The organism is Fictibacillus sp. NRS-1165 (genome assembly GCF_050468105.1).
Classification (GTDB): domain Bacteria; phylum Bacillota; class Bacilli; order Bacillales; family Fictibacillaceae; genus Fictibacillus_C; species Fictibacillus_C terrinigri.
Genome location: NZ_JBDPNU010000079.1, coordinates 1 through 23,459, shown reverse-complemented (window position 1 = coordinate 23,459; position 23,459 = coordinate 1). Strand labels below are relative to the sequence as shown.

Genomic DNA, 23,459 nt, shown 5'->3' with positions numbered 1-23,459 from the left:
GGGTTTGTCGACGTTCTGAGCAGCTCTCAAGGTGAGAGCTGCTTTTTTAGGCTTAAAGCCAGTTTTGTGACCACTGTTCCACTTCTCTCATGATCGGCTCAATGGCCAATCCTTTTTCAGTAAGGGAATATTCTATGCGTACAGGAGTTTCAGGAATAACCTCCCGTATTACTAAACCATGCTTTTCAAGTTCCTTTAAACGCTCAGACAGAATTCTGCCGCTCACACCGATGGATGATTCAATCGCACAAAAACGGTGGGGACCGGAAAGAAGCAAATAAATGATCATTCCCGTCCAGCGCTGGCTCATGAGATTCATCGCTTTTTCAAATCGGGGACATAGTTTGAACGTATTCATTGTGCTGCTTCACCTCGCTTATTTCAGTATAACATTACGATCAAAAAAGAAATATCGATAAAAAAAGTACCAAGCGCTTCTGGCTCGGTACTTTTTGTTACTTTCCGTTGGATACAGGCACTGCATTAAAGTATTCTTCTAACGTTTCTCCCTTGCCCACGATCTTGTGTGCGACAGATTTTCCGACATAACGGATGTGCCAAGGTTCATATTTGTATCCTGTAATGGATTCTTTTCCTTCAGGATAGCGAATAATAAACCCAAAGTCAGAAACATGTTCAGCAAGCCATTTGGATTCTTGTGTGTCTCCGAAACAATCCTGTGCAGGGCATTTGCCCCCATCTCCGGCAACATCGATCGCAAGGCCAGTTTCATGCTCACTCGTTCCTGGAAGCGCGCTGTACATTCTTGCTTTTTCATAGCCATCGCGTTTGGCATAATTATTGAACAGGGCGGTTTGAGTCTCATGGGAGCGGTATGCGGACACTCCGGTCAGGTTAATCCCTTCTTTTTTAGCGGCAGCAAACATGTCTTCAAGTGCGTCTGCTGCAGCTTTGCGCATCATTCGTTTTTCAATCTTTTCACTGAAAATAAATGCCACGTCAGGATATACTAGATCAGACGGCTTATAGTTCTCAGGAAGTTTAGAACGTTTGTTTACAAGTACCGGTATGCTTTCAGGATGGGCCACAACAGAAACGCTGTCGTCATTCTTTTGAGCAGGCGGCTTAGACTTCTTGTTTTCATCCGCTGAAGGCTCGCTTGGTTCATTCTTTTTCTTCTCCTGATCTTTTTTCGGTTCAGGATCCTGGCTTACATTTCCGTTGCTTTTCTTAGTATCATCATTCTTTTTGTTTTCATCTGTCTTATTTTTTTGAGTCTCACTATTCTTTTTGTCAGCCTCATGTTTTTCCGTTTTGTGAGACGGCTTTTCATTAGCGGTTTTATCATTATTGGAGCAGCCGGCAAATAGAGCAAGGCTTAAGGCTATAGCAGCTCCTGAAACAAATTTTGTTTTCATATGTAAAACTTCCTTTCAAAATTGCTTTGGTAGTCCGACTTCTAATTATAACTGAAGTTTCCCTGTGAAACAAAGGCTGAAACTGAACATTATATGAAAATATCTTAGTACAATGAACAAATACGTTAAACATTCATAAAATAAACTATTAAAAAATTTATATAAATAGGTTTCAGGCTTGTTGATGCCGGGAATATATTTAAAAAACTGGTAAGGAGGGATGCACAATGGATATGAATCAAATTGAGCAGCCTAATACAAAGCCAATGACCCAGTCCGTTCCGAAGCAGCCGCTATTGCAGGCAGCAGGAACATTAAAAAAACCAGATGAAGATCGAAAACCTGAGTATGAATTAACGTTTTTGAATCCAAACTGATTTTCTAGGAGATTGTGCACATGGTGAATTAAAAAGCCTGGACTCACAGGAATGGAGTTCAGGCTATTTAATTTGTTTTCATCCTTTAAGCTCTGGTTCTCAAATGAAACACGAGGTACGATGGATATATATTCCATGTTTTGGAGGCGAGGGCATGAAAATAGAAGAGATTATCGACACACAAGAAGAGTTCGAGAAACTGCGTTCTCTATGTGGTAAACCAAGCATACGGGCTGCGAACAAAGTCATCCCACAGATTGACAAGCATTGCCGGGATTTTATTTCAATGTCCCCATTTTTAGCTTTGGGACATCTGATTCGGAAGGCAGATGTGATGTTTCACCAAGGGGAGACGCCCCAGGATTCGTAACAGTGCTGGATGATCACTACTTATTTATCCCGGAACGTCCCGGCAACAAAAGAATGGATTCTGCTAAAAATATTCTAACAAACCCACGGGTTGGTCTGTTATTTATGATTCCCGGCCTCGGGGAAACGCTGAGAGTGAACGGAACAGCGATAATCTGCCGTGACAAGGTGCTCTTGGAGTTAAATGCTGTCAATGGAAAACTGCCGTTGTTTGGGATTCTGGTGAAGGCGGAGGAATGCTACTTGCATTGTGCCAAAGCGTTTATCCGATCCGGGCTCTGGAGTCCGGAATCATGGATGCCGCAAGAATCACTGCCTTCTGCAGCTGCAATGATGGCCGCTCACATGAACATTCCAAATATGAGTGCAGAACAGGTAGAGAGCTTGCAGGAAGGGTACAGAGACCGCCTTTATTAGCACGGTGCCCTGACAACGATGGGAGGAATAAGCCATGAATGAAAACGATGAGATTAGAAGACAACTGCTTGAAGCGGTTGGCGGGTTAAGCGATGACCAGTTAAATGAACCGGAGGAAAAGGGCAGATGGTCGATCATGCAGACGATGCATCACTTATATCTCATGGAAAGGTCCATAGCGATCATCATTTCAAACCGCTTAAAAAGCAAAATCTCGATGCCTGCTGAACAAAAACCAATTGATTTGACCGTGGACCGAAGCAGGAAAGTGGATGCTCCTGTTTTTGTTGTTCCAGCAAAACGGTACCTGACACTTGAAAAAATAAAAGAAAAGCTGGAAGAATCACGTAAAGAGCTGAAAAAGGTTGAGAACAGTGCCAATACAGACGCTTTAGAACAAAAGTCCTATCCGCACCCGGTATTCGGCCCAATGTCATTGAAGCAATGGATCCCTTTCGTTGGTTACCATGAAAAAAGACATTTGGCTCAAATCGAGGAAATTAAGGAAAAGATTCTTTCGCGTCAATTGAACTCGCTGTAGATTTCCGAGTTGACTTATCGGAATATATGTCTTAGAATTTTACTCATACACAATCAAAAGGTTGCTGATCAGAAAACTGAAGGCACCGCGGTGCAGGTTCTTCCATATGCACCACGGTGCTTTTTGCGGTTCTTTTCCGGTAAGGAATAATGGAGGTATGTTATGTCATTCAGCTACATCAGCCATCTGGAATGTCCAAAATGCGCAAATATTTATGCGCATCATGAGCTTAATCAATTGTGCGAGTGCGGTTCACCTCTTCTAGTAAACTATTGCTTAGATGAGCTGAAAAAGGATAATGAAATCATCGATAAAGAAAGGAATGACCTTTGGAGGTACCATAAACTTCTCCCGGTTACTGATCCTGACCATGTGGTGACACTCGGAGAGGGAATGACACCTCTATTGCCAATGCCGGTTCTTGGTAAAAAGCTCGGGATTGCCAACCTGTTGATGAAGGATGAGGGAATGATACCTACCGGATCCTTTAAAGCAAGAGGATCAGCGGTAGGCGTTTCAAAAGCCAAGGAGCTTGGTGTCACGCAGCTCGCAATGCCGACCAATGGAAATGCAGGGGCAGCCTGGTCGCTCTATTCAGCAAGAGCAGGCATTAAACCGTTCATAGTCATGCCGTTGGATGCTCCTGCAATCACGAGAAAAGAAGTTGCGATTTCCGGTGCAGAGCTTATTCTTGTAGATGGCCTGATCAGTGATGCAGGTAAGATTGTTGCTTCACTAGTGAAAGAAGAAGACTTCTATGATGCATCGACGTTAAAAGAGCCTTACCGGGTAGAGGGTAAGAAAACGATGGGCTATGAAATTCTTGAGCAGACAGAAAGCCATCCACCAGATGTTATTTTGTATCCGACTGGTGGAGGAGTCGGGCTGATCGGGATCTATAAGGCATTAAAGGAGTTCAGGGAACTGGGCCTCTTTAAAGGAGCGCAATTGCCACGTCTAGTCGCTGTTCAGGCAGAGGGATGCGCGCCGATCGTAAAAGCTTGGGAAGAAAACAAGAATGAATCGGAGTTCTGGGAAAATTCCAAGACAGCTGCATTTGGGATCAATGTCCCGAAAGCAATTGGAGATTTTCTCGTCCTTGAAGCGATTTATGAAACGGAGGGATGTGCTGTTGCTGTTTCTGAAGAGGAGATCAGTCAGGCACAGCGCCAAATCGCAGAACTCGAAGGAAGTTTTATTTGTCCAGAGGGGGCAGCAGTTTTTGCAGCAGCAAAAACACTGAGGGAAAAAGGCTGGATCAAGGCAGATGAAAAGGTGATTTGCCTAAATACAGGACAAGGGATCAAGTACCCGGATTCGGTCACTGTTCAACCACCAGTCCTGCAGCCTGGAGAAGTTATGCCAAAAGAGTGAATGTTTAGTCTTGACTTTAGAATGGAAACTCATATAATGATAAAACAAGAGAATAAAAATTACCTTATATTTCTTATTTAGAGAGGTGGAGGGATCTGGCCCTTTGAAGCCTCGGCAGCGGGCTCTTTATGAGCACTGTGCCAATTCCACAAGCAATCGGCTTGAATGATAAGAAGAGTGTGATTTAATTTGATGGCGATTCAACCTCTTCTTGTGCGTATTTGCTTCCGCAAGAAGAGGTTTTTATTTGTTTATAAAACCGACTAATTCACTATGAAATATAAGGATTTGCTGATTGGTCAACCAATGGCGCTTCGTCATAAAAATGGCGGCGTTTATTTTTTTGTTTCCAGCTCTTGTTAGTCAATGCTTTAACAAAGAGGAGGGATTTTTATGGTAAATCAATTAAGGAAAGCCGTGGAAACGAAAAGGAATCAGCTGATTCATCAACTGATCACCATGGACGTTTATCAGAAAGATGAGCGTCACTTATTTCAGCTGACACTTACCGACCTGGAAGAGGAGTATGAAAAGGCAGCGGGCGGGAAGAATTTCCTGCCACGGGCTAAAAAACATTATTGGAGAATTCTTGCTTTATTCGAGCCTGTTCCTCTTTTATTCTGAAATCTGTGCATCGGTCTTCGCAGCAGCAGGGCAGCTGAAAGAAAAATAACGGGGAAAAGCAGCAGATGGTATAGATCAGAAAGTACAACCTCTTTAATAATCCCCCCGGTTGCTTCACGCAATAAACTGACTCCATAAGTAAAGGGCATATACGGATTAAGTTTTTGAAAGAAGGAAGAGGTCATTGTCACAGGAAATGTTCCGCCTGAACTTGAAAACTGCAGAACGAGAAAAATAACCGCGAGGCCTTTTCCGACATTTCCAAAGATGGATACAAGTGTATAAGTGAGAATGACAAAGACGACGCTCAGAAAAATGGTAAACAAAACAAACCAAATCTTATCGACAATGTAAGCATGTATAATATACAGATCACCTAGAGATACAACAAGGCCCTGAAGCATGCCGATCGAGGCAAAGGTAAGAAGCCTTCCAAAATTAAAAAGAAAGCGGGGAAACTTTGCCTTCACGGGGTACTTCACCTACTCTGAGGGAAGAGATGAGCAGCATCCCTCCTACCCACAGTGCCAGCAAGGTATAAAAAGGTGTCATCGCTGAGCCGTAATTGGGAATCGGAAAAATCTTCTTCTCCTTCAAGGTGATCGGAGATGCCAGAAAATCACTTTCCTTTTGAGCATCGTTTTTTAAGGCTTTAATGATATCTCTAAGATTGTTGTTCCGTTCAAAATCTCTGATTTTGTCAGCGGTACGGGTGATCGATCTCTTCATGGCAGGCATATCTTTTTTTGCAAACAGTGCTGCCCGGTGGACCGATCGTTCAAGCTTTGGCAGCTGTGTATCCAGTAATACAGCTGTTTTTTGGAGGTCATGCTTAGCTGCTGGCCAATCGTTTCGTATAAACTCCGCTGCGTATTTAATGTTCTGTTCGAGTGCCGGCCAGTCAGGCTGGGCAGTTGAAAACAGATTGTGCAGGGGGTTCAAATAGGATGCAGTACGTTCTGTAAGAATCCCTTTGTTTTGGCGAATCATATTCTCGAGATCCTGAAGGTGCCTTTTCATCGCTTGCAGTTCGGCAGGCTCAAAAGATACCTCTGGATTGGTTTTATTTGCAGCATTGCCCATTGCAATGGCTTCATCTATTGCAGACTTAAGATCAATAAGTGATTGTTCGAGATTTGCTGCTATATCATCTGCAGACTCCAATTTTGCCAAATTGTCCTGAAGAGGAGCGAGTTGATCTAACACGCGCTTCATTTGCGGAAGTTTTTCTTCCGTTTGCAGGATAACATCACCAAGCCTGTCGATCGTCGGGATGCTCATTTGAAGTTTTTTCTTCATTTTTGCTCGTTTATCTAATTCATTCATCTTTTGGTCAAGAAAGATAAGCTGTTCTCCCATTTGATTGAACTTGGAAAACTCCTTTTCAAGAGAGAATATCTTTGTTCAAAGCTGAGTATGGTTGGCAATTCTTTTTCAAGTGTAATTCCAGCTTCGTTAAATTTTTTAAATATGGTGTTTCCTACGCTCTTCGTAAAGTTGTCGCTAACCTGATTGATAATGGTTGAGACTCCTGACTGTGTAATTTTAGGGGAGACCGCGTTGATTTTTTCATTGACTGTATATATGATTTCAGGCTTCTCAGGGTCTTTGCTCGCAATGCTTGAAATCTTACGCGAAAAGTCGGGAGGTATGTAAAGGCTGGTGTAATATTTTCCGTTGAGGACCCCTTCACGGGCCGTTTTATTATCTACGAAAGTCCAGCCTAATTTATCGTTGTGCCTTAAATTTTTAACGACTTGCCTGCCTAAATTGATGGGCTGGTCCTGCAGCATAGCACCTGTATCTTCATTTACGATGGCAATTTTTATGCCTGACGTGTTTTCGTAAGGATCCCACATGGCCTTGATATTTACCCAGGCATAAACAGAAGGCAGCACAATTAACCCAAAGTCAGCAGGGCTGCAGTGGGGATAGTCAATATGTCCTTCCAATCCAAACGGTATACCTGAAACATATTTTTCATCATCCATATATCCTTTTCTAAGCAATGAATTTATGATAGCAATCAAACGTTTTTGCATAGTCTTTGTTTGAAAAAGAAGTTTATGTAAAGGCGCTTTTCATGTGAGAAAGCATTGGACACAACCTGCGAGGATATGGTGTACTAATATAGGAATCTTATGTAATGGAGGATTATGAGATTGAACAAACAGATGGCTGCTGAAATTCTTTCTGATCTCCGTAGTGGAGATCTTAGTGAATACGTCGTTATAAAAGAAGAATTTTTTGTTTTTCGTGAAGTCCTTGTTAAGCAAGAGGACAAGAAATCGTTCCGCGGATTCATCGTCCCGGGAGGCGGGGGAAACGTAAAATATCTTTATCAGCCGGGCTGGACAGCGTAATTGGTGCGAGCTAGGTCTTCAAAGTTCTGGATTCTGACAAAAAAAGACCGGTTCCCTTCTTTGGGGAACCGGTCTTTTTTATTTTATGATGATCACTGGGCATTCAGCGGTATGGGCAACCTGATGACTGACACTTCCTAGGAATGCTTCTTTTATAATGCCTTTTTCTGTGTTTCCCATAACGATGGCATCGTAATGGTGTTCTTTTGCGTATGAAGTGATGATTTGAGAAGGCTCCCCGCTAACGGCATGAGATTCAAAAGGAATGCCTGATTCAGAGAGATAATGAACGGCAGGCTGCAGCAGTTCCTTGTCCTCTTCTTCGAGTAATTCATCCAAATCAATATTAAGGGGAGGTTCCTGTAAAGGAACGTTTTTGTTTACATGCAGCATCGTTACAATTTCAGCGTCCATATGTTGGGCAAGTTCCACACCGTGCTGAAGCGCGTGAACAGAAGGAGCGGAACCATCAAATGCAATTAAGATTTTATTGTACATTGTGGTGACCTTCCTTTCCTTTAATGAGAAATGGAGTCGACATGGATAAGGTGTTTACGGCCCAAAGCAACAACAAGCATGGCGAATAAAACAAAGATTGCCCCGGTTACAAACGGAACATGCGAAGAATAGGTTTCAGCCAGCTTATTCGCAAGCCATGGTCCAATAGCACCACCGATGAAACGAACAAAGCTGTATGCGGCTGATGCGGTCGCACGCTCAACAGGGGCTACCTGCATGACTGCAGTTGTGATCAACGTATTATTCGTGCCAAGGAAAAGGCCGGCAACGATAACGGCAACAATAACTACTGTACTTGATTCCGTCCAAATTCCCATAGCGAGAAGGGTCAGTGCGAAAAAGATGAGCATTGCACACATCGATTTTACTGTGCCGAATCTTGCTTGAATTTTTGGTGCAACAAATACGGACGTGATGGCTAAACAAAGACCCCATCCGAGAAAGACGTAGCCAAGGCCGTGTTCGTCTAAATCCATCACAAATGGCGAATAGGCCATAAGCGTAAAGAAACCAATATTGTAAAGGAAAGCGGTGAGACCGAGTCGAAGAAGCCCAGGATATTTCAAGGCTCTGATCGGATCGAGTACAGAACTCTTAGCTTTCGGTTTCGGAACATGAGGCATTTTCAGCAACAAGGCAAAGAATGCGATGACCATCAATACGCTGACTCCATAAAAAGGGCCACGCCATGAAATGGATCCAAGCTCACCGCCGAGTAAAGGTCCAACAGATATCCCTAATCCAATGGCTGCCTCATATAAAATAATAGCTTTTGCAGTTCCTCCGATGGACAAGCCAACGATGGCAGATAATGCGGTAGCGATGAACAATGAATTTCCTAAACCCCATCCGCCTCGGAAACCAACGATTTGTGAAATTTCGTTCGAAGAACCTGCCAATGCAGAAAAAACAATAATGAATAAGATACCGGACAACAAGGTCCACTTGATGCCTACACGGCTGGAGACCACACCGGTAATGAGCATTGCAACACCGGTAATTAAATTGTAGCTGGAAAATAATAATGAAACCTGGCTCGGAGTAGCGTTAAGCTGATGAGCAATAGCAGGCAGGATAGGATCGACAAGACCTAATCCCATAAATGAAATAATGGTGGCAAAGAAGATGACCCAGATCACAAGCGGCTGTTTGCCTGGCTGTTCCTGGATACTCAAAGCTTCTTGTTTCATACCTAAAACCCCTTTTTCTGAAAAATATAATAAAAAATAAAGTAACCGCACTGTTCTACCCAAAAAATTATAATACAAGTTAACCTTGACGTCAACGTAAACATTTCCTTTTTTATTTCTTTTTGTGGTATTTTTATATAGAGTGATTTATCTGTATTTGTACTTTAAATGGCAAAGGAGCAAGAACAATGAATGGGCTTAAAATAGATGAAGTAGCGAAACAGAGCGGGTTAACGAAGCGCACCATCCGTTATTATGAACAAATCGGCCTGCTTTCTTCGCCTCCTCGAAGTGAGGGTGGAATAAGGCTTTATTCAAAGGAACATGTGGAGTTCTTAAAGAAGATCACCAATGCAAAAGAAGTGATGGGCTTTTCCCTATCAGAGCTCCAGGAATTTATTACACTCAGTGACACCTTGGAAGCTCAAAGACACGATTACAGACAGTTCAAAGGAACGAGCCAGCAAAAAGAAAAGCTGGAGAAAGTGTATATGACGGTAGAGGAGCAGTTAAAGCTGTTAGAACAAAAAAAGAAAAAAATTATAAAGGTAGAGGAAGATTTGATGAATCTCAGGGACCGGGCAAAAGCCGCTCTGATCCGATTTGAACAGGAAAATAGTTAAAAGCAGGCAGAAAGCCTGCTTTATTGCATACTATAAAAAAATTACTGGTACTGCTTAATGACGTTTCCCTCTGCTGGGATTGGATGCTCCTTGAGCATTTTTGCAAAATGAATCAGGTTGTATGACATCATTTGGGCGTGCTGCAATGTAAATTCGTTTTCATACCCTTTGGCATCGATATAAGATGGGCCTGGTCCGGCTTCTCCTACCCAATACGTATCGACATTTGGAGGAACAGTAAAACCGATATGAGATAATGCATACACCACTGACCGGCTTACTTGCTTGGCATCGTCTTCGTTCCCTGTTACAACGACACCGCCGACTTTGTTGTAGAAGATATACTGTCCTTTGTCGTTCGTATCGATGCTCGCGCCATAAAGCCTCTCAATCAGAACAGTCGTCAGGCTGCTCTGCTGACCGAGCCAGATCGGGGAACCAATGATTAAAATGTCGGCTTTCTTTATTTTTTCAAATATAATCGGCCATTCATCCTTATTGCTGATAGCATCTCCAGTTACTCCGTATTCAATGTTATAGTCTGCAAGGGTAACAACCTCTGTTACAATTTCTTCTCTATCAAAAATTTTAACCGATTCATCAATGAGCGCTCGCGTGTTAGACGTCCGATTGCTTTTGTTGAGTGTACAGTTAATGATCAGTGCTTGAATGGACATGTTTTGATCTACTCTCCTTCTGTGCATTCCTATTTGAAACTGTACCCTTTTGATCCATCTGAAAACGTAAAAAAGCCTCGACGGCTTCTGGATCACAGAAACCGCCGGGCTTTTAATGTTTTATCAGTTCACTCCAACATTCATCCACGCTGTTTTTACTGCTGTGTATTCCGCGCCAGTGCTGCCATACAGGTCTGCAGTTGCGCTTAATAATGCAGCACGTGCTCCGCTGAAGTTTGTTGTCGGGGTCATATAGCGAGTAAGTGCTCGCCCTTGGTTTTATGATGGCACAGCACTGGTTCATTGGTATTGGGAAAAACAGAGCAGGTTACCGTGAATTTCAGATTGAAGTTTACACTTGTTTTCCCAAGTGTAAAGACAGAAAAAAAGGAGTATAATTTTGTGTCGTTTTTGTGTCTAAAAATAAAAAAAGCGAGAAAATTGTATTTCAAAACGATTACAATTCCCGTTTGGGGTGTGATGTAAACCTGAAAAATGTTATAATTTTAAGAATTAATAAAAAAATATTTGAGGCTATTCACCTTTTACTAGCTCCCTCTCATAATGGAAAGGGGATTGATGTTGATGAATCCATCAAAAATTCAGGACATGCTGCTTGATCTAAAAACAAAGCAATATGTTGAATCAGAAGTGACCCATACGTTAAGCCAAAATAGTGTCCCGCTGATCTCCATAAGCTACAGTAAATCCGACAATGTTTTTAAAATAAAATATCCCGACAACCATGAGATAGAGTTATACGCTAAGATCGAGTCGGCCATGGACGCTATCACCTCAGAGTTGAAAAGACATAAATGAACACCGCGATTGCGGTGTTTTTCTTTTGTTTACTCATTCCTATGGTTAAAGGGTATCTCTACTTTTGTACTATAAGGTATGATATAATCACAGGAAAATTAGTAGAAAAGAAAGAGGCTGACAATGCTTACATTTTCAGAAAAAATAAATATTATTGAAGAAAATTTCCCTCAATTAACAAGGAAAGATATTTCACTAGGCCGTATCAATTACCACCTTGAGGAGAGCAACCGCGACAAAAAGATCGTGGTCCAGCATCTGCATCCAAACGGTAATGGATTTGTTTATGCGGGCTATCTGCCAAGAGGCGAGAAGAATGAAAAAGGCATGGTCAACATCCGGGAGTATTCAGGCGATGAGCTGATTAACATCATACAGAAATCGATGGACTATTTATTGGAAGATAAAGGTGATTCTGAAGCGGGGTCCTTTCCTTCAGAACCAGAAAAAGAAAACTGGATTGGGGGAGCAGACCACGAAAAGCTTCTTCTCGTTCATGAGGATGAACTATGGAATATTTATGCAGGCTTAAATTTAGAAGCTGCGTTTGAATCCTATAAAGAAGCACATGACTATTTAGTGGAAGAAGGCTTTCAAAAAATATAAGCCAGCAATGGCTCTGTTACTTAATGTAATCGAGGAGTTTATAGATGGACAAAAATCAAGAATTACATCAATTTCTTCTGAATTGACCGAGGAATGGTATGATTCGCTTGATAAATCGAACTCGACTGGTGTATACAGATCCAACGATCCCGAAGTAATAAAGACGCTGAAAGAACAAAATTATGAATTTCATATCCATTTATGCGACGTGCTTGTAAAGGACGAAGGAGCTTTCTTTAACGAATTTGATAAGTGGATTATTAAAATTGCAAAAGACAGTGAACATTTGAAAACACCCATTCATTACATTATTAAAGAATTCATGAGGGTACGGGAGCAGTATCTTAACTACATCAGTGAGTTTGTGTCGAATAATCCAGAAGAGATCAAACCGTCACAGATCGAAAAATGGAATCGGCTGATGGTTAAGGTTTTTGACAGTGTCATGCTGCAATTCATTGAGGAAACCCATAAATATTCCACCCACCGGCTGAATGCCCAGCAAGAACTGTTGAATGAATTGAGTTCACCCGTCATCTCACTAAATAATGATATGGCTTTACTGCCGCTTGTGGGTGATATTGACACGGCACGTGCTAAGTTTATTCTGGAGAATACGCTCAATCAGTGCGTACAAAAAGGAATTGGCCGCCTTTTTATTGATTTATCGGGTGTGGTGATGATTGATACGATGGTGGCTCATGAAATCTTCCAGCTGATCGATGCGCTTGATCTCGTTGGGGTGAAGACTACCCTTTCGGGTATTCGTCCGGAAATCGCTGCAACCGCAGTTCAGCTCGGCCTATCCTTTGACAGGGTTTCCATCACTTCTACATTAGCTCAGGCAATGGACTTTAATAACGCGCGGAAACAAAATAACAACTAATGTTTGGCAGGCAGCTTACGATTTGTAATGCTGCCTTTTTGATTTGAGTTTCCAGGACAAAAGGGTATGATACTAAATAAAAGGAAGAGTTACGACAAAGAATATCAAGGAGGAATTATGGATCTGAAAGGAATTCACCACGTGTCGGCCATTACGGCATTAGCAGGTAAAAACTATGATTTTTATACGAAAGTCCTCGGAATGCGTCTGATCAAGAAAACGGTCAATCAGGATGACACATCTGTATATCATCTGTTCTATGGTGATGAAAAAGGGAACGCAGGCACTGAGTTGACTTTTTTCGAAATTCCAAGAGCAGGAAGGAATCACGATGGCGTTAACAGCATTTCAGAAATATCTCTTCGCGTCAGGAGCGATGAAGCACTGCAATACTGGAAAGCACGGTTCGAAGAGAAAAATGTGGAACACGAGGAAGTGTCTGAACGATTCGGCCGGCTGTCATTAGCATTTAAAGATCATGAAGGGCAGAGATTGCGCCTTGTTTCAGACGAAACAAATAATGGCGTCGCTGGCGGTACACCATGGATAAATAGTGTTGTTCCACAAGACGTCGGGATCATTGGACTCGGACCGGTCATGCTTACAGTTCGTACAAAGGAATTAACAGAGGAAGTCATTACCGAAGTTTTAGGGTTCAGAAAAAAGGGAGCTTATGCTTCTCCTTTATCCGATCAGCCAGACATCCTTGTATATGAGACGGGAGAAGGCGGAACGGGGGCAGAACTTCATATAGAAGAGCGAAAGGACCTGCCTCCCGAACGGCTGGGAAGAGGAGGTGTTCACCATGTGGCATTCCGAGTGAATGATGAAGAGGAACTAAGGCAATGGATTAATAACATACAGGGAGCACGAATTCCGAATTCCGGCTTTGTAGACCGGTACTACTTCAAGTCGTTGTACTTTCGGGAACTCAATGGCATTTTGTTTGAATTAGCCACGGATGGTCCGGGGTTCGCCACGGATGAACACCTTGAACATCTTGGTGAATCACTGGCGTTGCCTCCTTTTCTCGAACCGAAGCGACACGAGATTGAAGCTAAACTCCAACCTTTGGATACCAAATTGTCCTAAACTTCATGAAAGGCGTATGGGTTTCATTCCTTTGCATCATATTAACTAAGAAAAAACATTCTGCAAAGGAAGGTATAACTACTTATGGCAACAGTCCTTTATATTACTGCACACCCTCATGATGAAACACAATCCTACAGTATGACTGCAGGAAAGGCGTTTATTGAGTCCTATAGAAATGCTAATCCAACAGATGAAGTCATCCACTTGGATTTGTACAAGGAAAATATCCCTCAGATTGACGCTGATGTTTTCAGCGGATGGGGGAAGTTAAGAACGGGATCAACGTTTGATCAGCTGTCTGAGAATGAGCAATCCAAAGTTCGAAGGCTTTCCGAACTGACCGACCAATTCGTGGCTGCGGACAAGTATATTTTTGTAACGCCGTTATGGAACTTTTCATTTCCTCCCGTCATGAAAGCTTATATTGATTCCATCTGTACTGCCGGGAAGACCTTTAAATACACAGAACAAGGCCCTGTAGGACTGCTGACGAACAAGAAAGCTCTGCATATCCAAGCTCGCGGAGGGATTTACTCAGAGGGTCCGGCAAAGGAATTGGAGATGGGGCATCGTTATATCGGAGTCATCATGAATTTCTTTGGTATTCCATCTTTTGAAGGTTTTTTTGTTGAAGGCCACAACCAGTTCCCTGACCGCGCGGAAGAAATTAAACAAAATGCCGTTGCAAGAGCGAAAGAACTTGCACTTAGTTTTTAGTAAAAAAAAACGCGAAGGCACAGATGCTGCCTTCGCGTGTAGAATTTTATACGAGGTAAAAAGCTTTCCTCTTCCTGCTTATCTTATGTATTAAAAAGTTCTCCTTTTAAAGCTTGAATATAACGTTCTGCTGATTTTTGGACCGACTCGGATGCTTTTTCCTGTACGACTCTGTGAAACGCATTGTACAAACGATGAAATGGAAGATATTTAACATCCTCGGCGATCCGGCTGACAATGGAAGCAGGCAAAGGGATGAGGTTAGGATAACTGTACATAAAGCTGACCCAGCTGCGGTCAGCCGCCACCTGAATGACATCTCCAGTTAAGAGGACACCTTTTCGATTACTGCCTTCTGCCCAGTGCAGGACAGCACCCCCTTTAAAATGACCGCCCAATCGATGCAGAGTCAATCCCTCGCTAACCTCCATCCGTTCTCCGGTCCAAAAACGAATCCAATTGCTTGGACGGGTGACCCATTTTTTATCGTCTTCATGAATGTAGATCGGTGCATTGAACGCTTCTGCCCATTCCACCATAGTAGAATAATAATGGGGATGGGAAAGGGCAATCGCATCGATACCACCAAGCCGTTGAACCGCTTCAATCGTTTCGTCGTCCAAATAAGTCAGGCAATCCCATAATAGGTTAAAACCTTTGCCTTTAACGAGATAAGTGGTCTGAGAGATGGCAAAGTCCGGCTCTGTATGTATGCTGTACAGGTTTGGCTCATCTTCCTTAATGTTGTTGAAATAGTCCCCGTCCCTCATATCTTCGAGTGTTGTCCAATGTTGTCCGGCAGGGTTCACATATTGTCTCTCTTCGCTGCAGATCATGCATTCGGAAGGAGGCTGCTCAGATTGCGGGTACTGAACACCGCATGTGCTGCAAATAAACCTTTTCATACGATCAACTCCTAATCTTAATAAATCTTAATCGTTTTTGCATACGCATCTTAAGGTTTGAGCGCTATGGTTATAGTAAAAAGTCAAACCAGCGGAGTGTGTAGAATTGTACCTATCTTTTATTTCTCCATACATCGGAAAGCCAAGAACAGCCGGGGCTATTTTGCCCAGTTGTAAATTACTGGCAGCGAAAATAATCGAAGATATTGATTTTGATTCGGCATCCTATATTATTGAACTTGGACCGGGAACAGGGGTTTTTACAGAATACTTGAAAACCGGATGCCGAAAACTACAATTCTGATTATAGAATATAATCAGATATTTTATAAGCGATTAGCAGAAAAATACAAGGGTGAGAAGAATCTCCATACTATAAATGGTTCGGCTGAGAATTTGAATCATTATATGAGGATACACAATATCCCATATGCTGATGCCATTGTTTCTGATCAGCCGTTTGCCAGTCTGCCACAGGAAATGTCTGACTCCATTTTGGCTAGTGCAAGAGATGTTCTCCATGAAGAAGGAAAATCATTGCGTTCCAATATAAAAATGGAAAATGAAGATGATAGAAAGGTTCTTCTCTGACATTAAAATATAAAAAGAGCAGAAGAATATACCGCCTGCCTTTGTTTTCAGCTGCAGCATGGTTAATGATGGAAATCAGCTGAAAACCATCAAACCTGGACGGGAGAAGCCAGGGAGGGATAACCCTCTCCTTTTTAATGTATTTTAGTATAGATACACCCTGGTCCTACAAACAATAGTAATAGACCAGGGGTGATATGATGAGTGAAACAAGCTGCAATTCTTCTGCCGGCAAAAAAAGCAAAAGCGGTGACTTAAAATGGTGGCAGCTCTCTTTAATGGGAGTGGGCTGCACGATCGGTACAGGTTATTTCTTAGGGTCTTCCATTGGCATTATGATGACGGGACCTTCGATTGTTATCTCTTTTATCCTTGCAGCAATCGGTACATATATTGTCTTTAATGTTCTCGCACAAATGACAGCGGAAGATCCGCAAAAAGGGTCTTTTTGCGCGTATGCAAAAAAAGCGTTTGGGCGCTGGGCTGGATTCAGCTGCGGCTGGAACTATTGGATATCCAATATTCTTGTGATGGGGAGCCAGTTGACCGCACTTTCCATCCTTTCCCGCTTTTGGTTTCACAATGTGCCGTTATGGGTGTTTGCTTCAGGTTATGCCGTATTGGCAATCGCTGTTGTGCTCACAGGAACAAAAGGATTCGACAAAATGGAGGATATTCTCGCGATCGTAAAGGTAGCGGCAATCTTAATGTTTATTATTATAGCGGCAGCAACCCTGTTTGGATGGATTGACGGCGATGTGAAGAAGCCGGGGCTTCCGGACAGTTCGCAGGCGCTATTTCACGATGGATTCAGAGGGTTTTGGTCCTCACTCATATACGCGTTCTATGCATTTGGAGGAATCGAAGTGATCGGTTTAATGGCTATGCAGCTGAAAAAGAAAGAAGATGGCCCAAAAGCAGGGAAAGCGATGATGATTCTGCTGACCGGGATCTATGTGTTATCCATGGGTCTTGCCGTAACGATGGTTTTTCAGCATGGATTTGATGATAAAGAAAGTCCTTTTGTTACCGCCTTAAGTGATTATCATCTTCCGTTTTTTCCCCATGTTTTTAATGGTGCCATTATCATTGCAGGATTTTCAACGATGACGGCTTCGCTGTTTGGAGTAACAAACCTTTTATGCACGATGTCTGAAGATGGGGATGCGCCTCATTTATTCAGCAAAAAAGTGAAAAAACTGAAGGACCTGCCCTTGGCATCCTTGGGGCTCGGAGCGGCTGGTCTGCTTGCATCGATCATCACTGCTTTGCTGCTGCCGGGAAAGATTTATGAATATATTACAACGGCAGCAGGGATATTGCTCCTTTATAACTGGCTGTTCATTATCTTTTCGTCCTTAAAGGTTCTTCAGCAAAAGGTGTGGGGCAAAGTATTCTCCTATTTAGGAATCGTGCTTCTCCTGGTGAGTATCAGTGGAACACTGGCTGAAAAGACTATCCGGCCCGGTTTATATGTGAGCCTGCTCCTCGTAGTCATCATTGGTGCCGCAGCCTTAATCATGCGGAAAGTGTGGAAAAAGGCTGAAGCATAACCAGTAAAGAACTTTTTATTGGACAGTTTGTCATAACCTTTCTTTTCTCTCGATATGTTTAATGTAGAGAATAAAGGGGGGATGAAATGGACAGGCAGACATGGGAAGACAGCGCAAGGTTTGAACATGGATTTTGGCTTCAGATACTGGGTGATCATGCCCGCTTTTTAATGGATTCTTTAGCTCCAAAAGAAACTAAAGAAGTGGAAACGGCCAGACAATACAAGAAGGCTTTTGACCAGCTGCTTGAGCAGTCAAAAGGAAACACAGATCTCAAAATACTTACGGCCAATGCGGCGGGAATGGCGTCATCTATTAGAGAATTCAAGCTCCATATTCTAAAGAGGCAGATGGATGGCAAGATTGCCATCCATCTCTCACCAACCTTTATTAATCATATGGTAAATGAGGTAGAAGAGTATATTGGAATTCTTAACTTCCTGAAATCCGAACAAATGCCGCCCTTATACCATGAACTTCATTACCACATGGTCTGGCTGCCGGATGCTTCAGGGCATGCAGGCGCAATTTCAGACACCCTTGATGCTGTGGAAAAAGAATCAGGCAAGAAGCAGGGAATATAGTGTCCACTTTGAACAGTTTTATATTAAAGCCGTTGAACTTGCTGGCTATCTGCGTACGAACCTGAAAGAATTCCCGGCTTTAAATCGTATGAACCAAGAGGTGAAGATAGAAATTGAACTGTTTCGGAGATTTCTTAAGGAAATAGAAGAAATGGAGCTTTCAAACGAAGTCCTCGGTACTTTTTCAGCTTTGATGGCAGATCACATGGCAAGGGAGGAGTGCTATTATCTGACCAAGGTTGCCCAAGCTGCAAAGATGCCCCAGCCAGTTTGCGACCCCACTAAACCACGGGTGGATGAGTGAAAAACCGTAAGTAAGCCTCTGCTAAGTAAAAGCTTAGTGGGGCTTTTTAGATTCCACTTTTCATTTTATAAGGATGAATCGTTTTTGGCAGACAAAAAATATACAGTACATAAATTTTAAAATTAAAAATGAACTTATTTTCTTTTTTAACGTCATTTAATTTGAAGACAATTCGTTGGGGCAGTTTGTCTAGAAGCGGGTGAATAAAGTGTGGACCACGAACTACAGCATCTAATCACAGACGCGAAAAAGGGAGATCAGGATTCCTTTACAAAAATCGTTCAGAAATATAAGGGGAAAGCTTACCGGCATGCCTTTGCGATGGTCCATGATCAAATGGAAGCGGAAGATATAACTCAGGAAGCTTTTGTAAAAGCATATTTTTCGCTTGATCAATTAAAACAGGAGTACGCCTTTGCCTCTTGGTTAACGAGGATCGTAACGAATCTTTGTTATGACCGGATAAAAAGGGCTGAAAAAACGCCGGTTCTTCATGCAGATCCGGCAAAAACGGAGCAACTGGCCAGCAATCGTTCTGAGGTTGAAAACGCTCATCTGAGAATGAATCTTCAGTATGCGATGAAAAAGCTTTCGCCAGAACATCGGACAGTGGTCGTTTTACGGGATATTCAAGGATTCTCGTATCAGGAGATTGCAGAGATTTTGGAAATACCGGAGGGAACTGTTAAATCCAGAATAAATGTGGCAAGAACAGAATTAAGGAGAGAACTCACGAGGGGTGATCGGGATGCATGACGAAATAAAAGAGCTTCTTTCTGCCTATGTGGATGATGAATTAAGCAGGGACGAACGCATAAAGATTGAGGTGCATTGCAGGATCTGCGATGAATGCAGGGATGAAGTGCAAGAACTGATCGAGTTAAAAGAACAATTATACACCGCGTATCAGGTTCCAGTGCCGGAAGAATGGCAGATTGAACAGGCGGTTCTAGAGCAGATACAAGGGGAAAGCTCACCTGGACGGCTTCTTTGCTGGAAATGGATTGCTGCTGCAGGATTGAGTGCTTTATTGATCATCAATATCCTATGGACCTTGACACCTGTCCTGTTAAAAAGCATTCAGGTGGGAATGACTTTAACTTCCATTTCATATAGTCTGGTCCATTCTGTGTTTGCCGTTGCAGGAGGGCTTCCTAACCTGCTTGAAGTGATCCTGGTGCTTACTCTGATTATTTTAGCCGCTTCAGGATGGTCCGTACGGAGATTATTAAGCACAAAAACTTCAGGGTAGGGAGATGGGAAATGAAAAAGCTCGCATTGGTATTATCACTGATCATCTTGTTCTTCACCAGTTTGTCATTGGCAAGTCCAACTGTTTTTGCTGCACAAAGGAACATTATGAAATCAAGAGAAGTGGTCGTTCCCGTTAAACAAAGTGTCGAAAATGTCATTGTATTCGGACATGATGCGATTATTAAAGGGAAAGTAAAAACTGCAGTTATCGTTATTAATGGCGATGTAGAAATAAAACCTAATGCCAACATAAGAGAGCTCGTTCTTGTCGTTGGCGGGCGTGTTAAACAAGAGCCCGGCTCCAGCGTGACGCAGAATATTCTGTCCATTAATCTGAACAGCCCATCTCAGAACAGCCTTTTTCTTGGGGGAATGGTAATAATCAGCGGATGGCTTTTGCGGTTCCTGGGAAGCATCGTTCTCGTTCTGTTAACGACTTTTGCGGGGCTTGCTTTAAATAAGAGGTTTAAGAACTACGAAGAAATGACGAAAGGAAAAGCGGCTCGTTTTGTTTTGTCGGGGGCCATTACAACCTTGGCGATTCTTATTCTAAGCCTGTTACTGGGAATTACCGTCGTCGGAATCCCCATTTCCATTATTCTTCTCTTGGTTCCTCTGATCTCGTTCATAGCCGGGATGGCATTGTTAAGCAAAGAGACGGCAAGCAGTATAGCCGGCCTGAACCATAAACCTTCATGGATCGTCTATTTAACCGGTGCTTTTCTGATCGTATCGGTTTTCAATTTTCCTGTCATCGGCGGTCTCGTCTTTTTTATTCTCTATTGTTTATCCCTAGGAATGTCTATCCAATGGCTGTTCAGCAGATTGCGGCGAAAAAAATATAACGGAAGGTTTTAACTGACGTTAAGAACTTAATCCTTAACCTCATTGGGAACTAATTCTTAATGAAGATTAAGGATTTTTTATTTAAATGAACTTTTTCAGATCTTTCTCGTCTTTTTACTGATGTAAGGACTTTTATTCCTATTTCATTATTATAAAAACAGGTGATAAAGAATGAAGAAAATATTATTTTTACCGTTTTTGCAAATGCCTTCGGGACATCATCAGGCTGCCGAGACTTTGATCGATATGTTGAAGATCAGAAAAAAAGATATGGTTTTAAAGAAAGTAGATTTGCTAAGCTATATGAACGTCTCACTTGAAAAGATGGTGACAGGAACTTATCTCAAGTGGATTAAGCTGATGCCCGGAACCTATGATCTCGTTTATAAAATTTGTACCTATTCCACGATGCGAAAGGTTCATTCTTTCAAAGGCTATGAAATCTTGTTTCTGAAAAAAATGGAAAAGCTTCTGGAGGATGAACAGCCGGACGTGATCATTTGTACACACAGCATTCCATCGTATCTTGTGAGTGCTCTGAAGCGGAAAGGCAAGTGCGTAGTTCCAGTCATGAACGTGTACACGGACTTTTTCATCAACGACGTATGGGGCAAGGGAGAAATTGATTATCATTTCGTTCCTAACCGGGATATGAAATTAAAATTAATGACAGAACATCATATTCGCCAAGAAAGCATTATCGTATCAGGCATACCAGTGCATGAGCAGTTTATAAAAACAACCCAGCGTAAAAAAGACAACGGCCGCAGGAAAATTTTGATCTCTGGCGGGAGCAGTGGATTAGGAGATATTTATGAATTCATAACTGCTTCCAGACTCGCCGGTGCCTTTGATTATTTTGTGTTATGCGGGAACAACCGCAAGCTGTATGAAAAAATCAAGCAGCTAGATTCGGATCATATTCTCCCTCTTCCCTATATCTCTTCCAGAAAAAAGATGAACGAATGGTACGACCGTGTGGATGCTGTCGTAACGAAGCCAGGGGGGATCACAGTCAGTGAAGCGCTGCAGAAAAACCTGCCGATCTTCGTTCATGCCGTACTTCCTGGACAGGAAGAGATCAATCTTCAATATTTGGAAAAAAAGAATTTGGTGTTTCGGCTTGAAAGATCTCTATCGATTGAAGAGCAGCTGCAAAAAGTGCTAGGCAATAAACCTGAACTGATAAAGTGGCACGCAGCTAAAAAAGCGTATGAAAAAGGGAGGGAGATGCTGTCGCCTGATCAGATGACTAAATTTATTCAGTCCTTAATGGAACCTTCGCTGTCTTTCACTCAGCATGCTTGATGAGGGCGATTCTTCTAAAAAACACCAGGACAGGAGCATAACCCATTCGTACACTAATAAATCCTCTTTCCTTACCGCTCGTTCATCTATAAAATGGTAAGGGAGGAGGATTTTCAGGTTTCATTGGTATGATGGGGAATATAAGGTGTAACAAGCATTCTAACCGGGAAGAATGAAGGTGAACTTATACATAACAGATAAAAAAGATTGAGAGTGAGGGCGAAATGGGGCAGTTATTTAAACTATTAAAAACCGGAAACAAGTCCGCTTTTTTAGCGGCGATCGTAAACACGATCATTGCGATCATCAAAGGCGGCGCGTATTTTATGACGGGGAACGTCGCTATGTTCGCAGAGACAATGCACAGTCTTGGTGACGCAGCCAACCAATTCTTCGTTTTTATCGGATCAGCGTTAAGCAAAAGAGGAGCAACCGGACGTTTTCCAAACGGATTTGGCAGGCTGGTGAACCTTGTTCTGCTGGGTGCCGTACTTATTGTAGGAATCATGTCGTTTGAAACGATTAAAGAAGGCTTCACCCATATTCTTCATCCGGCCGAATCCACGGGATTTGTCATTAATCTGGTCGTACTGGGCGCAGCCGTGATCCTCGAAGGTTTTGTACTTTTTAAAGCCATGAAAGAAATCATGCATGAAGCGGGGGATACATCGAGCGGTGCTGCTGTACTTGTTAAAAGTTTTGGGTATTTGCCAAAAGCAAAACCTGCTACAAAGCTTGTTTTTATGGAAGACATGGTCGCGACCGCCGGCGGACTGCTCGCCATCATCGCCATCATCATTTCCCATTACACCACGTTTCATCAGGCAGAAGGCATCGCCTCCATTCTCATTGGGCTCATGATGTTCTTTGTTGTCGGAAAGGTATTTCTTGATAACGCAGCAGGAGCCCTTGGGGAAGCAGATGAGGAAATGGAAGACAAAATAGGCGATTTGGTTTTGAGTGATCCTGATGTTAAGGATGTCGTCGACGTAACGGTGATTAAAGAAGGTGAAGATCTTCATGTTGAGATGGAAGTGGAAGTCGATCCTTCTCTCACGGTTGCCCAGGCAGACGACATCAAGGACCGTCTGGAAGAGAAAATCTTATCAGAAAAAGGTGTAGCGGACGTTACGATTGAATTCGATGAGGACGATGGGGTGCAACAGTGGCCGGATCACCGCAAAAACAAGACTGAAACTGAAAAATAAGCATAAAAGGATGGATGCCACCTAACTTTATGGTGACGTCCATCCTTTGTTTTTGTGTCGTTAGATAAATCAAAACATTCCTGGATAGCCGTAATATGGATAGAATACCTGCTGGCTTGGCTGTCCATGTCCGCCTTGCTGGGTCTGGCCCCCCTGCTCTTGTCCGCCAGGCATCCCGGGGAACAGTCCAGGCAGTTGAGGCAATTGCGGCATCTGTTGCTGCCCTTGTTGTCCGCCTTGCTGGGTCTGGCCTCCCTGCTGCTGTCCGCCAGGCAACCCGGGGAACAAGCCCGGAAACTGCGGCATCTGTTGCCCTTGTTGTCCGCCTTG

At 42.7% G+C, this 23,459-nt stretch carries 29 protein-coding genes, 3 pseudogenes and 1 riboswitch; of the genes and pseudogenes, 21 read left to right on the top strand and 11 right to left on the bottom strand.

The window, feature by feature from the left end:
• Positions 1-52 precede the first annotated feature (52 nt).
• Together ABHN01_RS23530 and ABHN01_RS23525 are read right to left on the bottom strand one after the other, a co-directional pair.
• On the bottom strand, positions 53-358 hold the full coding sequence (locus tag ABHN01_RS23530; protein WP_429877556.1) for a winged helix-turn-helix transcriptional regulator: 306 nt from the start codon (positions 356-358) through the stop codon (positions 53-55).
• Between the two features lie 97 nt (positions 359-455).
• Complete coding sequence (locus ABHN01_RS23525) at positions 456-1,379, bottom strand: D-alanyl-D-alanine carboxypeptidase family protein (protein ID WP_429877555.1); 924 nt, start codon at positions 1,377-1,379, stop codon at positions 456-458.
• Positions 1,380-1,606: 227 nt separating this feature from the next.
• On the opposite strand from ABHN01_RS23525, the gene ABHN01_RS23520 reads away from it, so the two are divergent.
• From ABHN01_RS23520 to ABHN01_RS23500, 5 genes and pseudogenes are all read left to right on the top strand, one after another.
• On the top strand, positions 1,607-1,756 hold the full coding sequence (locus ABHN01_RS23520) for a hypothetical protein (RefSeq protein ID WP_429877554.1): 150 nt from the start codon (positions 1,607-1,609) through the stop codon (positions 1,754-1,756).
• 154 nt (positions 1,757-1,910) lie between these two features.
• Positions 1,911-2,542 (top strand): annotated as a pseudogene (locus ABHN01_RS23515) (pyridoxamine 5'-phosphate oxidase family protein).
• A gap of 34 nt (positions 2,543-2,576) precedes the next feature.
• Positions 2,577-3,083 carry a DinB family protein gene (locus ABHN01_RS23510; RefSeq protein ID WP_429877553.1) on the top strand — a complete coding sequence of 169 codons (507 nt, stop codon included), beginning with the start codon at positions 2,577-2,579 and terminating at the stop codon, positions 3,081-3,083.
• A 162-nt stretch (positions 3,084-3,245) separates the two neighbouring features.
• Positions 3,246-4,457: a threonine synthase gene (locus ABHN01_RS23505; protein WP_429877552.1), complete on the top strand. Its 1,212-nt coding sequence runs from the start codon at positions 3,246-3,248 to the stop codon at positions 4,455-4,457.
• Between the two features lie 70 nt (positions 4,458-4,527).
• A riboswitch (SAM riboswitch) is annotated at positions 4,528-4,632 on the top strand.
• A 218-nt stretch (positions 4,633-4,850) separates the two neighbouring features.
• A complete protein-coding gene (locus ABHN01_RS23500) occupies positions 4,851-5,081 on the top strand; it encodes a Fur-regulated basic protein FbpA (RefSeq protein ID WP_429877551.1) in 231 nt (76 codons plus the stop codon).
• Here the strand turns inward: ABHN01_RS23500 and ABHN01_RS23495 are convergent.
• Genes ABHN01_RS23495 through ABHN01_RS23485 form a run of 3 tightly spaced genes read right to left on the bottom strand, consistent with a single transcriptional unit; the run spans position 5,033 to position 7,072 of the window.
• Positions 5,033-5,551 (bottom strand): YhgE/Pip family protein, encoded by a 519-nt coding sequence (locus ABHN01_RS23495; protein ID WP_429877550.1) that lies wholly within the window; start codon positions 5,549-5,551, stop codon positions 5,033-5,035. The two genes, ABHN01_RS23500 and ABHN01_RS23495, sit on opposite strands and share 49 nt — an antisense overlap.
• The gene (locus ABHN01_RS23490; protein ID WP_429877549.1) at positions 5,520-6,440 is read right to left on the bottom strand and encodes a hypothetical protein; all 921 of its coding nucleotides are present in this window, start codon (positions 6,438-6,440) and stop codon (positions 5,520-5,522) included. Before ABHN01_RS23490 ends, ABHN01_RS23495 begins: the two co-directional genes overlap by 32 nt.
• Complete coding sequence (locus tag ABHN01_RS23485) at positions 6,404-7,072, bottom strand: YhgE/Pip domain-containing protein (RefSeq protein WP_429877548.1); 669 nt, start codon at positions 7,070-7,072, stop codon at positions 6,404-6,406. The genes ABHN01_RS23490 and ABHN01_RS23485 overlap by 37 nt, the downstream gene beginning before the upstream one ends.
• 171 nt (positions 7,073-7,243) lie before the next feature.
• Here ABHN01_RS23485 and ABHN01_RS23480 point away from each other — a divergent pair, with 171 nt between their 5' ends.
• Positions 7,244-7,444 (top strand): hypothetical protein, encoded by a 201-nt coding sequence (locus ABHN01_RS23480; protein WP_429877547.1) that lies wholly within the window; start codon positions 7,244-7,246, stop codon positions 7,442-7,444.
• 78 nt (positions 7,445-7,522) lie between these two features.
• Here ABHN01_RS23480 and ABHN01_RS23475 read toward each other — a convergent pair whose 3' ends face one another.
• On the bottom strand, positions 7,523-7,942 hold the full coding sequence (locus tag ABHN01_RS23475; protein ID WP_429877546.1) for a universal stress protein: 420 nt from the start codon (positions 7,940-7,942) through the stop codon (positions 7,523-7,525).
• Between the two features lie 20 nt (positions 7,943-7,962).
• Positions 7,963-9,153, bottom strand: a complete 1,191-nt coding sequence (locus ABHN01_RS23470) for an MFS transporter (RefSeq protein ID WP_429877545.1) — start codon at positions 9,151-9,153, stop codon at positions 7,963-7,965.
• 188 nt (positions 9,154-9,341) lie between these two features.
• Between ABHN01_RS23470 and ABHN01_RS23465 the strand changes: the two genes are divergently transcribed.
• Entirely contained in the window at positions 9,342-9,776 is a 435-nt protein-coding gene (locus tag ABHN01_RS23465) for a MerR family transcriptional regulator (protein ID WP_429877544.1), read from the top strand.
• Between the two features lie 41 nt (positions 9,777-9,817).
• Here the strand turns inward: ABHN01_RS23465 and ABHN01_RS23460 are convergent, their stop codons facing one another.
• Together ABHN01_RS23460 and ABHN01_RS23455 are read right to left on the bottom strand one after the other, a co-directional pair.
• Entirely contained in the window at positions 9,818-10,453 is a 636-nt protein-coding gene (locus ABHN01_RS23460) for a flavodoxin family protein (protein ID WP_429877543.1), read from the bottom strand.
• 123 nt (positions 10,454-10,576) lie between these two features.
• Positions 10,577-10,711: pseudogene (locus ABHN01_RS23455) on the bottom strand (M4 family metallopeptidase); the annotation flags it as partial.
• Positions 10,712-10,866: 155 nt separating this feature from the next.
• Between ABHN01_RS23455 and ABHN01_RS23450 the strand changes: the two are divergent.
• The 6 genes from ABHN01_RS23450 to ABHN01_RS23425 all read left to right on the top strand — a co-directional run bounded on the left by ABHN01_RS23450 (position 10,867) and on the right by ABHN01_RS23425 (position 14,576).
• Complete coding sequence (locus tag ABHN01_RS23450; RefSeq protein ID WP_429877542.1) at positions 10,867-11,073, top strand: hypothetical protein; 207 nt, start codon at positions 10,867-10,869, stop codon at positions 11,071-11,073.
• On the top strand, positions 11,039-11,272 hold the full coding sequence (locus tag ABHN01_RS23445; RefSeq protein ID WP_290400330.1) for a hypothetical protein: 234 nt from the start codon (positions 11,039-11,041) through the stop codon (positions 11,270-11,272). The genes ABHN01_RS23450 and ABHN01_RS23445 overlap by 35 nt, the downstream gene beginning before the upstream one ends.
• A 123-nt stretch (positions 11,273-11,395) precedes the next feature.
• Positions 11,396-11,878, top strand: coding sequence for a hypothetical protein (locus ABHN01_RS23440; RefSeq protein ID WP_429877541.1), 483 nt, complete (start codon positions 11,396-11,398; stop codon positions 11,876-11,878).
• A 7-nt stretch (positions 11,879-11,885) separates the two neighbouring features.
• Positions 11,886-12,764 (top strand): STAS domain-containing protein, encoded by an 879-nt coding sequence (locus tag ABHN01_RS23435; protein ID WP_429877540.1) that lies wholly within the window; start codon positions 11,886-11,888, stop codon positions 12,762-12,764.
• Between the two features lie 117 nt (positions 12,765-12,881).
• Complete coding sequence (locus ABHN01_RS23430) at positions 12,882-13,856, top strand: ring-cleaving dioxygenase (protein ID WP_429877539.1); 975 nt, start codon at positions 12,882-12,884, stop codon at positions 13,854-13,856.
• Positions 13,857-13,940: 84 nt separating this feature from the next.
• On the top strand, positions 13,941-14,576 hold the full coding sequence (locus ABHN01_RS23425; protein WP_429877538.1) for an FMN-dependent NADH-azoreductase: 636 nt from the start codon (positions 13,941-13,943) through the stop codon (positions 14,574-14,576).
• A gap of 83 nt (positions 14,577-14,659) precedes the next feature.
• Here ABHN01_RS23425 and ABHN01_RS23420 read toward each other — a convergent pair whose 3' ends face one another.
• On the bottom strand, positions 14,660-15,481 hold the full coding sequence (locus ABHN01_RS23420) for an MBL fold metallo-hydrolase (protein ID WP_429877537.1): 822 nt from the start codon (positions 15,479-15,481) through the stop codon (positions 14,660-14,662).
• A gap of 282 nt (positions 15,482-15,763) precedes the next feature.
• Between ABHN01_RS23420 and ABHN01_RS23415 the strand changes: the two genes are divergently transcribed.
• The 8 genes and pseudogenes from ABHN01_RS23415 (at position 15,764) to ABHN01_RS23380 (ending at position 23,129) form a co-directional block, all read left to right on the top strand.
• The gene (locus ABHN01_RS23415) at positions 15,764-16,072 is read left to right on the top strand and encodes a hypothetical protein (protein ID WP_429877536.1); all 309 of its coding nucleotides are present in this window, start codon (positions 15,764-15,766) and stop codon (positions 16,070-16,072) included.
• A 200-nt stretch (positions 16,073-16,272) separates the two neighbouring features.
• A complete protein-coding gene (locus ABHN01_RS23410; protein ID WP_429877535.1) occupies positions 16,273-17,625 on the top strand; it encodes an amino acid permease in 1,353 nt (450 codons plus the stop codon).
• Between the two features lie 86 nt (positions 17,626-17,711).
• Positions 17,712-18,513, top strand: a pseudogene (locus tag ABHN01_RS23405) (DUF2935 domain-containing protein).
• Positions 18,514-18,723: 210 nt separating this feature from the next.
• Positions 18,724-19,269 carry a sigma-70 family RNA polymerase sigma factor gene (locus ABHN01_RS23400; RefSeq protein ID WP_429877534.1) on the top strand — a complete coding sequence of 182 codons (546 nt, stop codon included), beginning with the start codon at positions 18,724-18,726 and terminating at the stop codon, positions 19,267-19,269.
• Positions 19,262-19,765: an anti-sigma factor family protein gene (locus tag ABHN01_RS23395; RefSeq protein WP_429877533.1), complete on the top strand. Its 504-nt coding sequence runs from the start codon at positions 19,262-19,264 to the stop codon at positions 19,763-19,765. The genes ABHN01_RS23400 and ABHN01_RS23395 overlap by 8 nt, the downstream gene beginning before the upstream one ends.
• 11 nt (positions 19,766-19,776) lie before the next feature.
• A complete protein-coding gene (locus tag ABHN01_RS23390; RefSeq protein ID WP_429877532.1) occupies positions 19,777-20,625 on the top strand; it encodes a hypothetical protein in 849 nt (282 codons plus the stop codon).
• A 159-nt stretch (positions 20,626-20,784) separates the two neighbouring features.
• A complete protein-coding gene (locus ABHN01_RS23385; RefSeq protein ID WP_429877531.1) occupies positions 20,785-21,921 on the top strand; it encodes an MGDG synthase family glycosyltransferase in 1,137 nt (378 codons plus the stop codon).
• Between the two features lie 224 nt (positions 21,922-22,145).
• Positions 22,146-23,129, top strand: coding sequence for a cation diffusion facilitator family transporter (locus ABHN01_RS23380; RefSeq protein ID WP_429877530.1), 984 nt, complete (start codon positions 22,146-22,148; stop codon positions 23,127-23,129).
• Positions 23,130-23,198: 69 nt separating this feature from the next.
• Here the strand turns inward: ABHN01_RS23380 and ABHN01_RS23375 are convergent.
• On the bottom strand, positions 23,199-23,459 hold a 261-nt coding region (locus ABHN01_RS23375; protein ID WP_429877529.1), incomplete at its 5' end, for a hypothetical protein.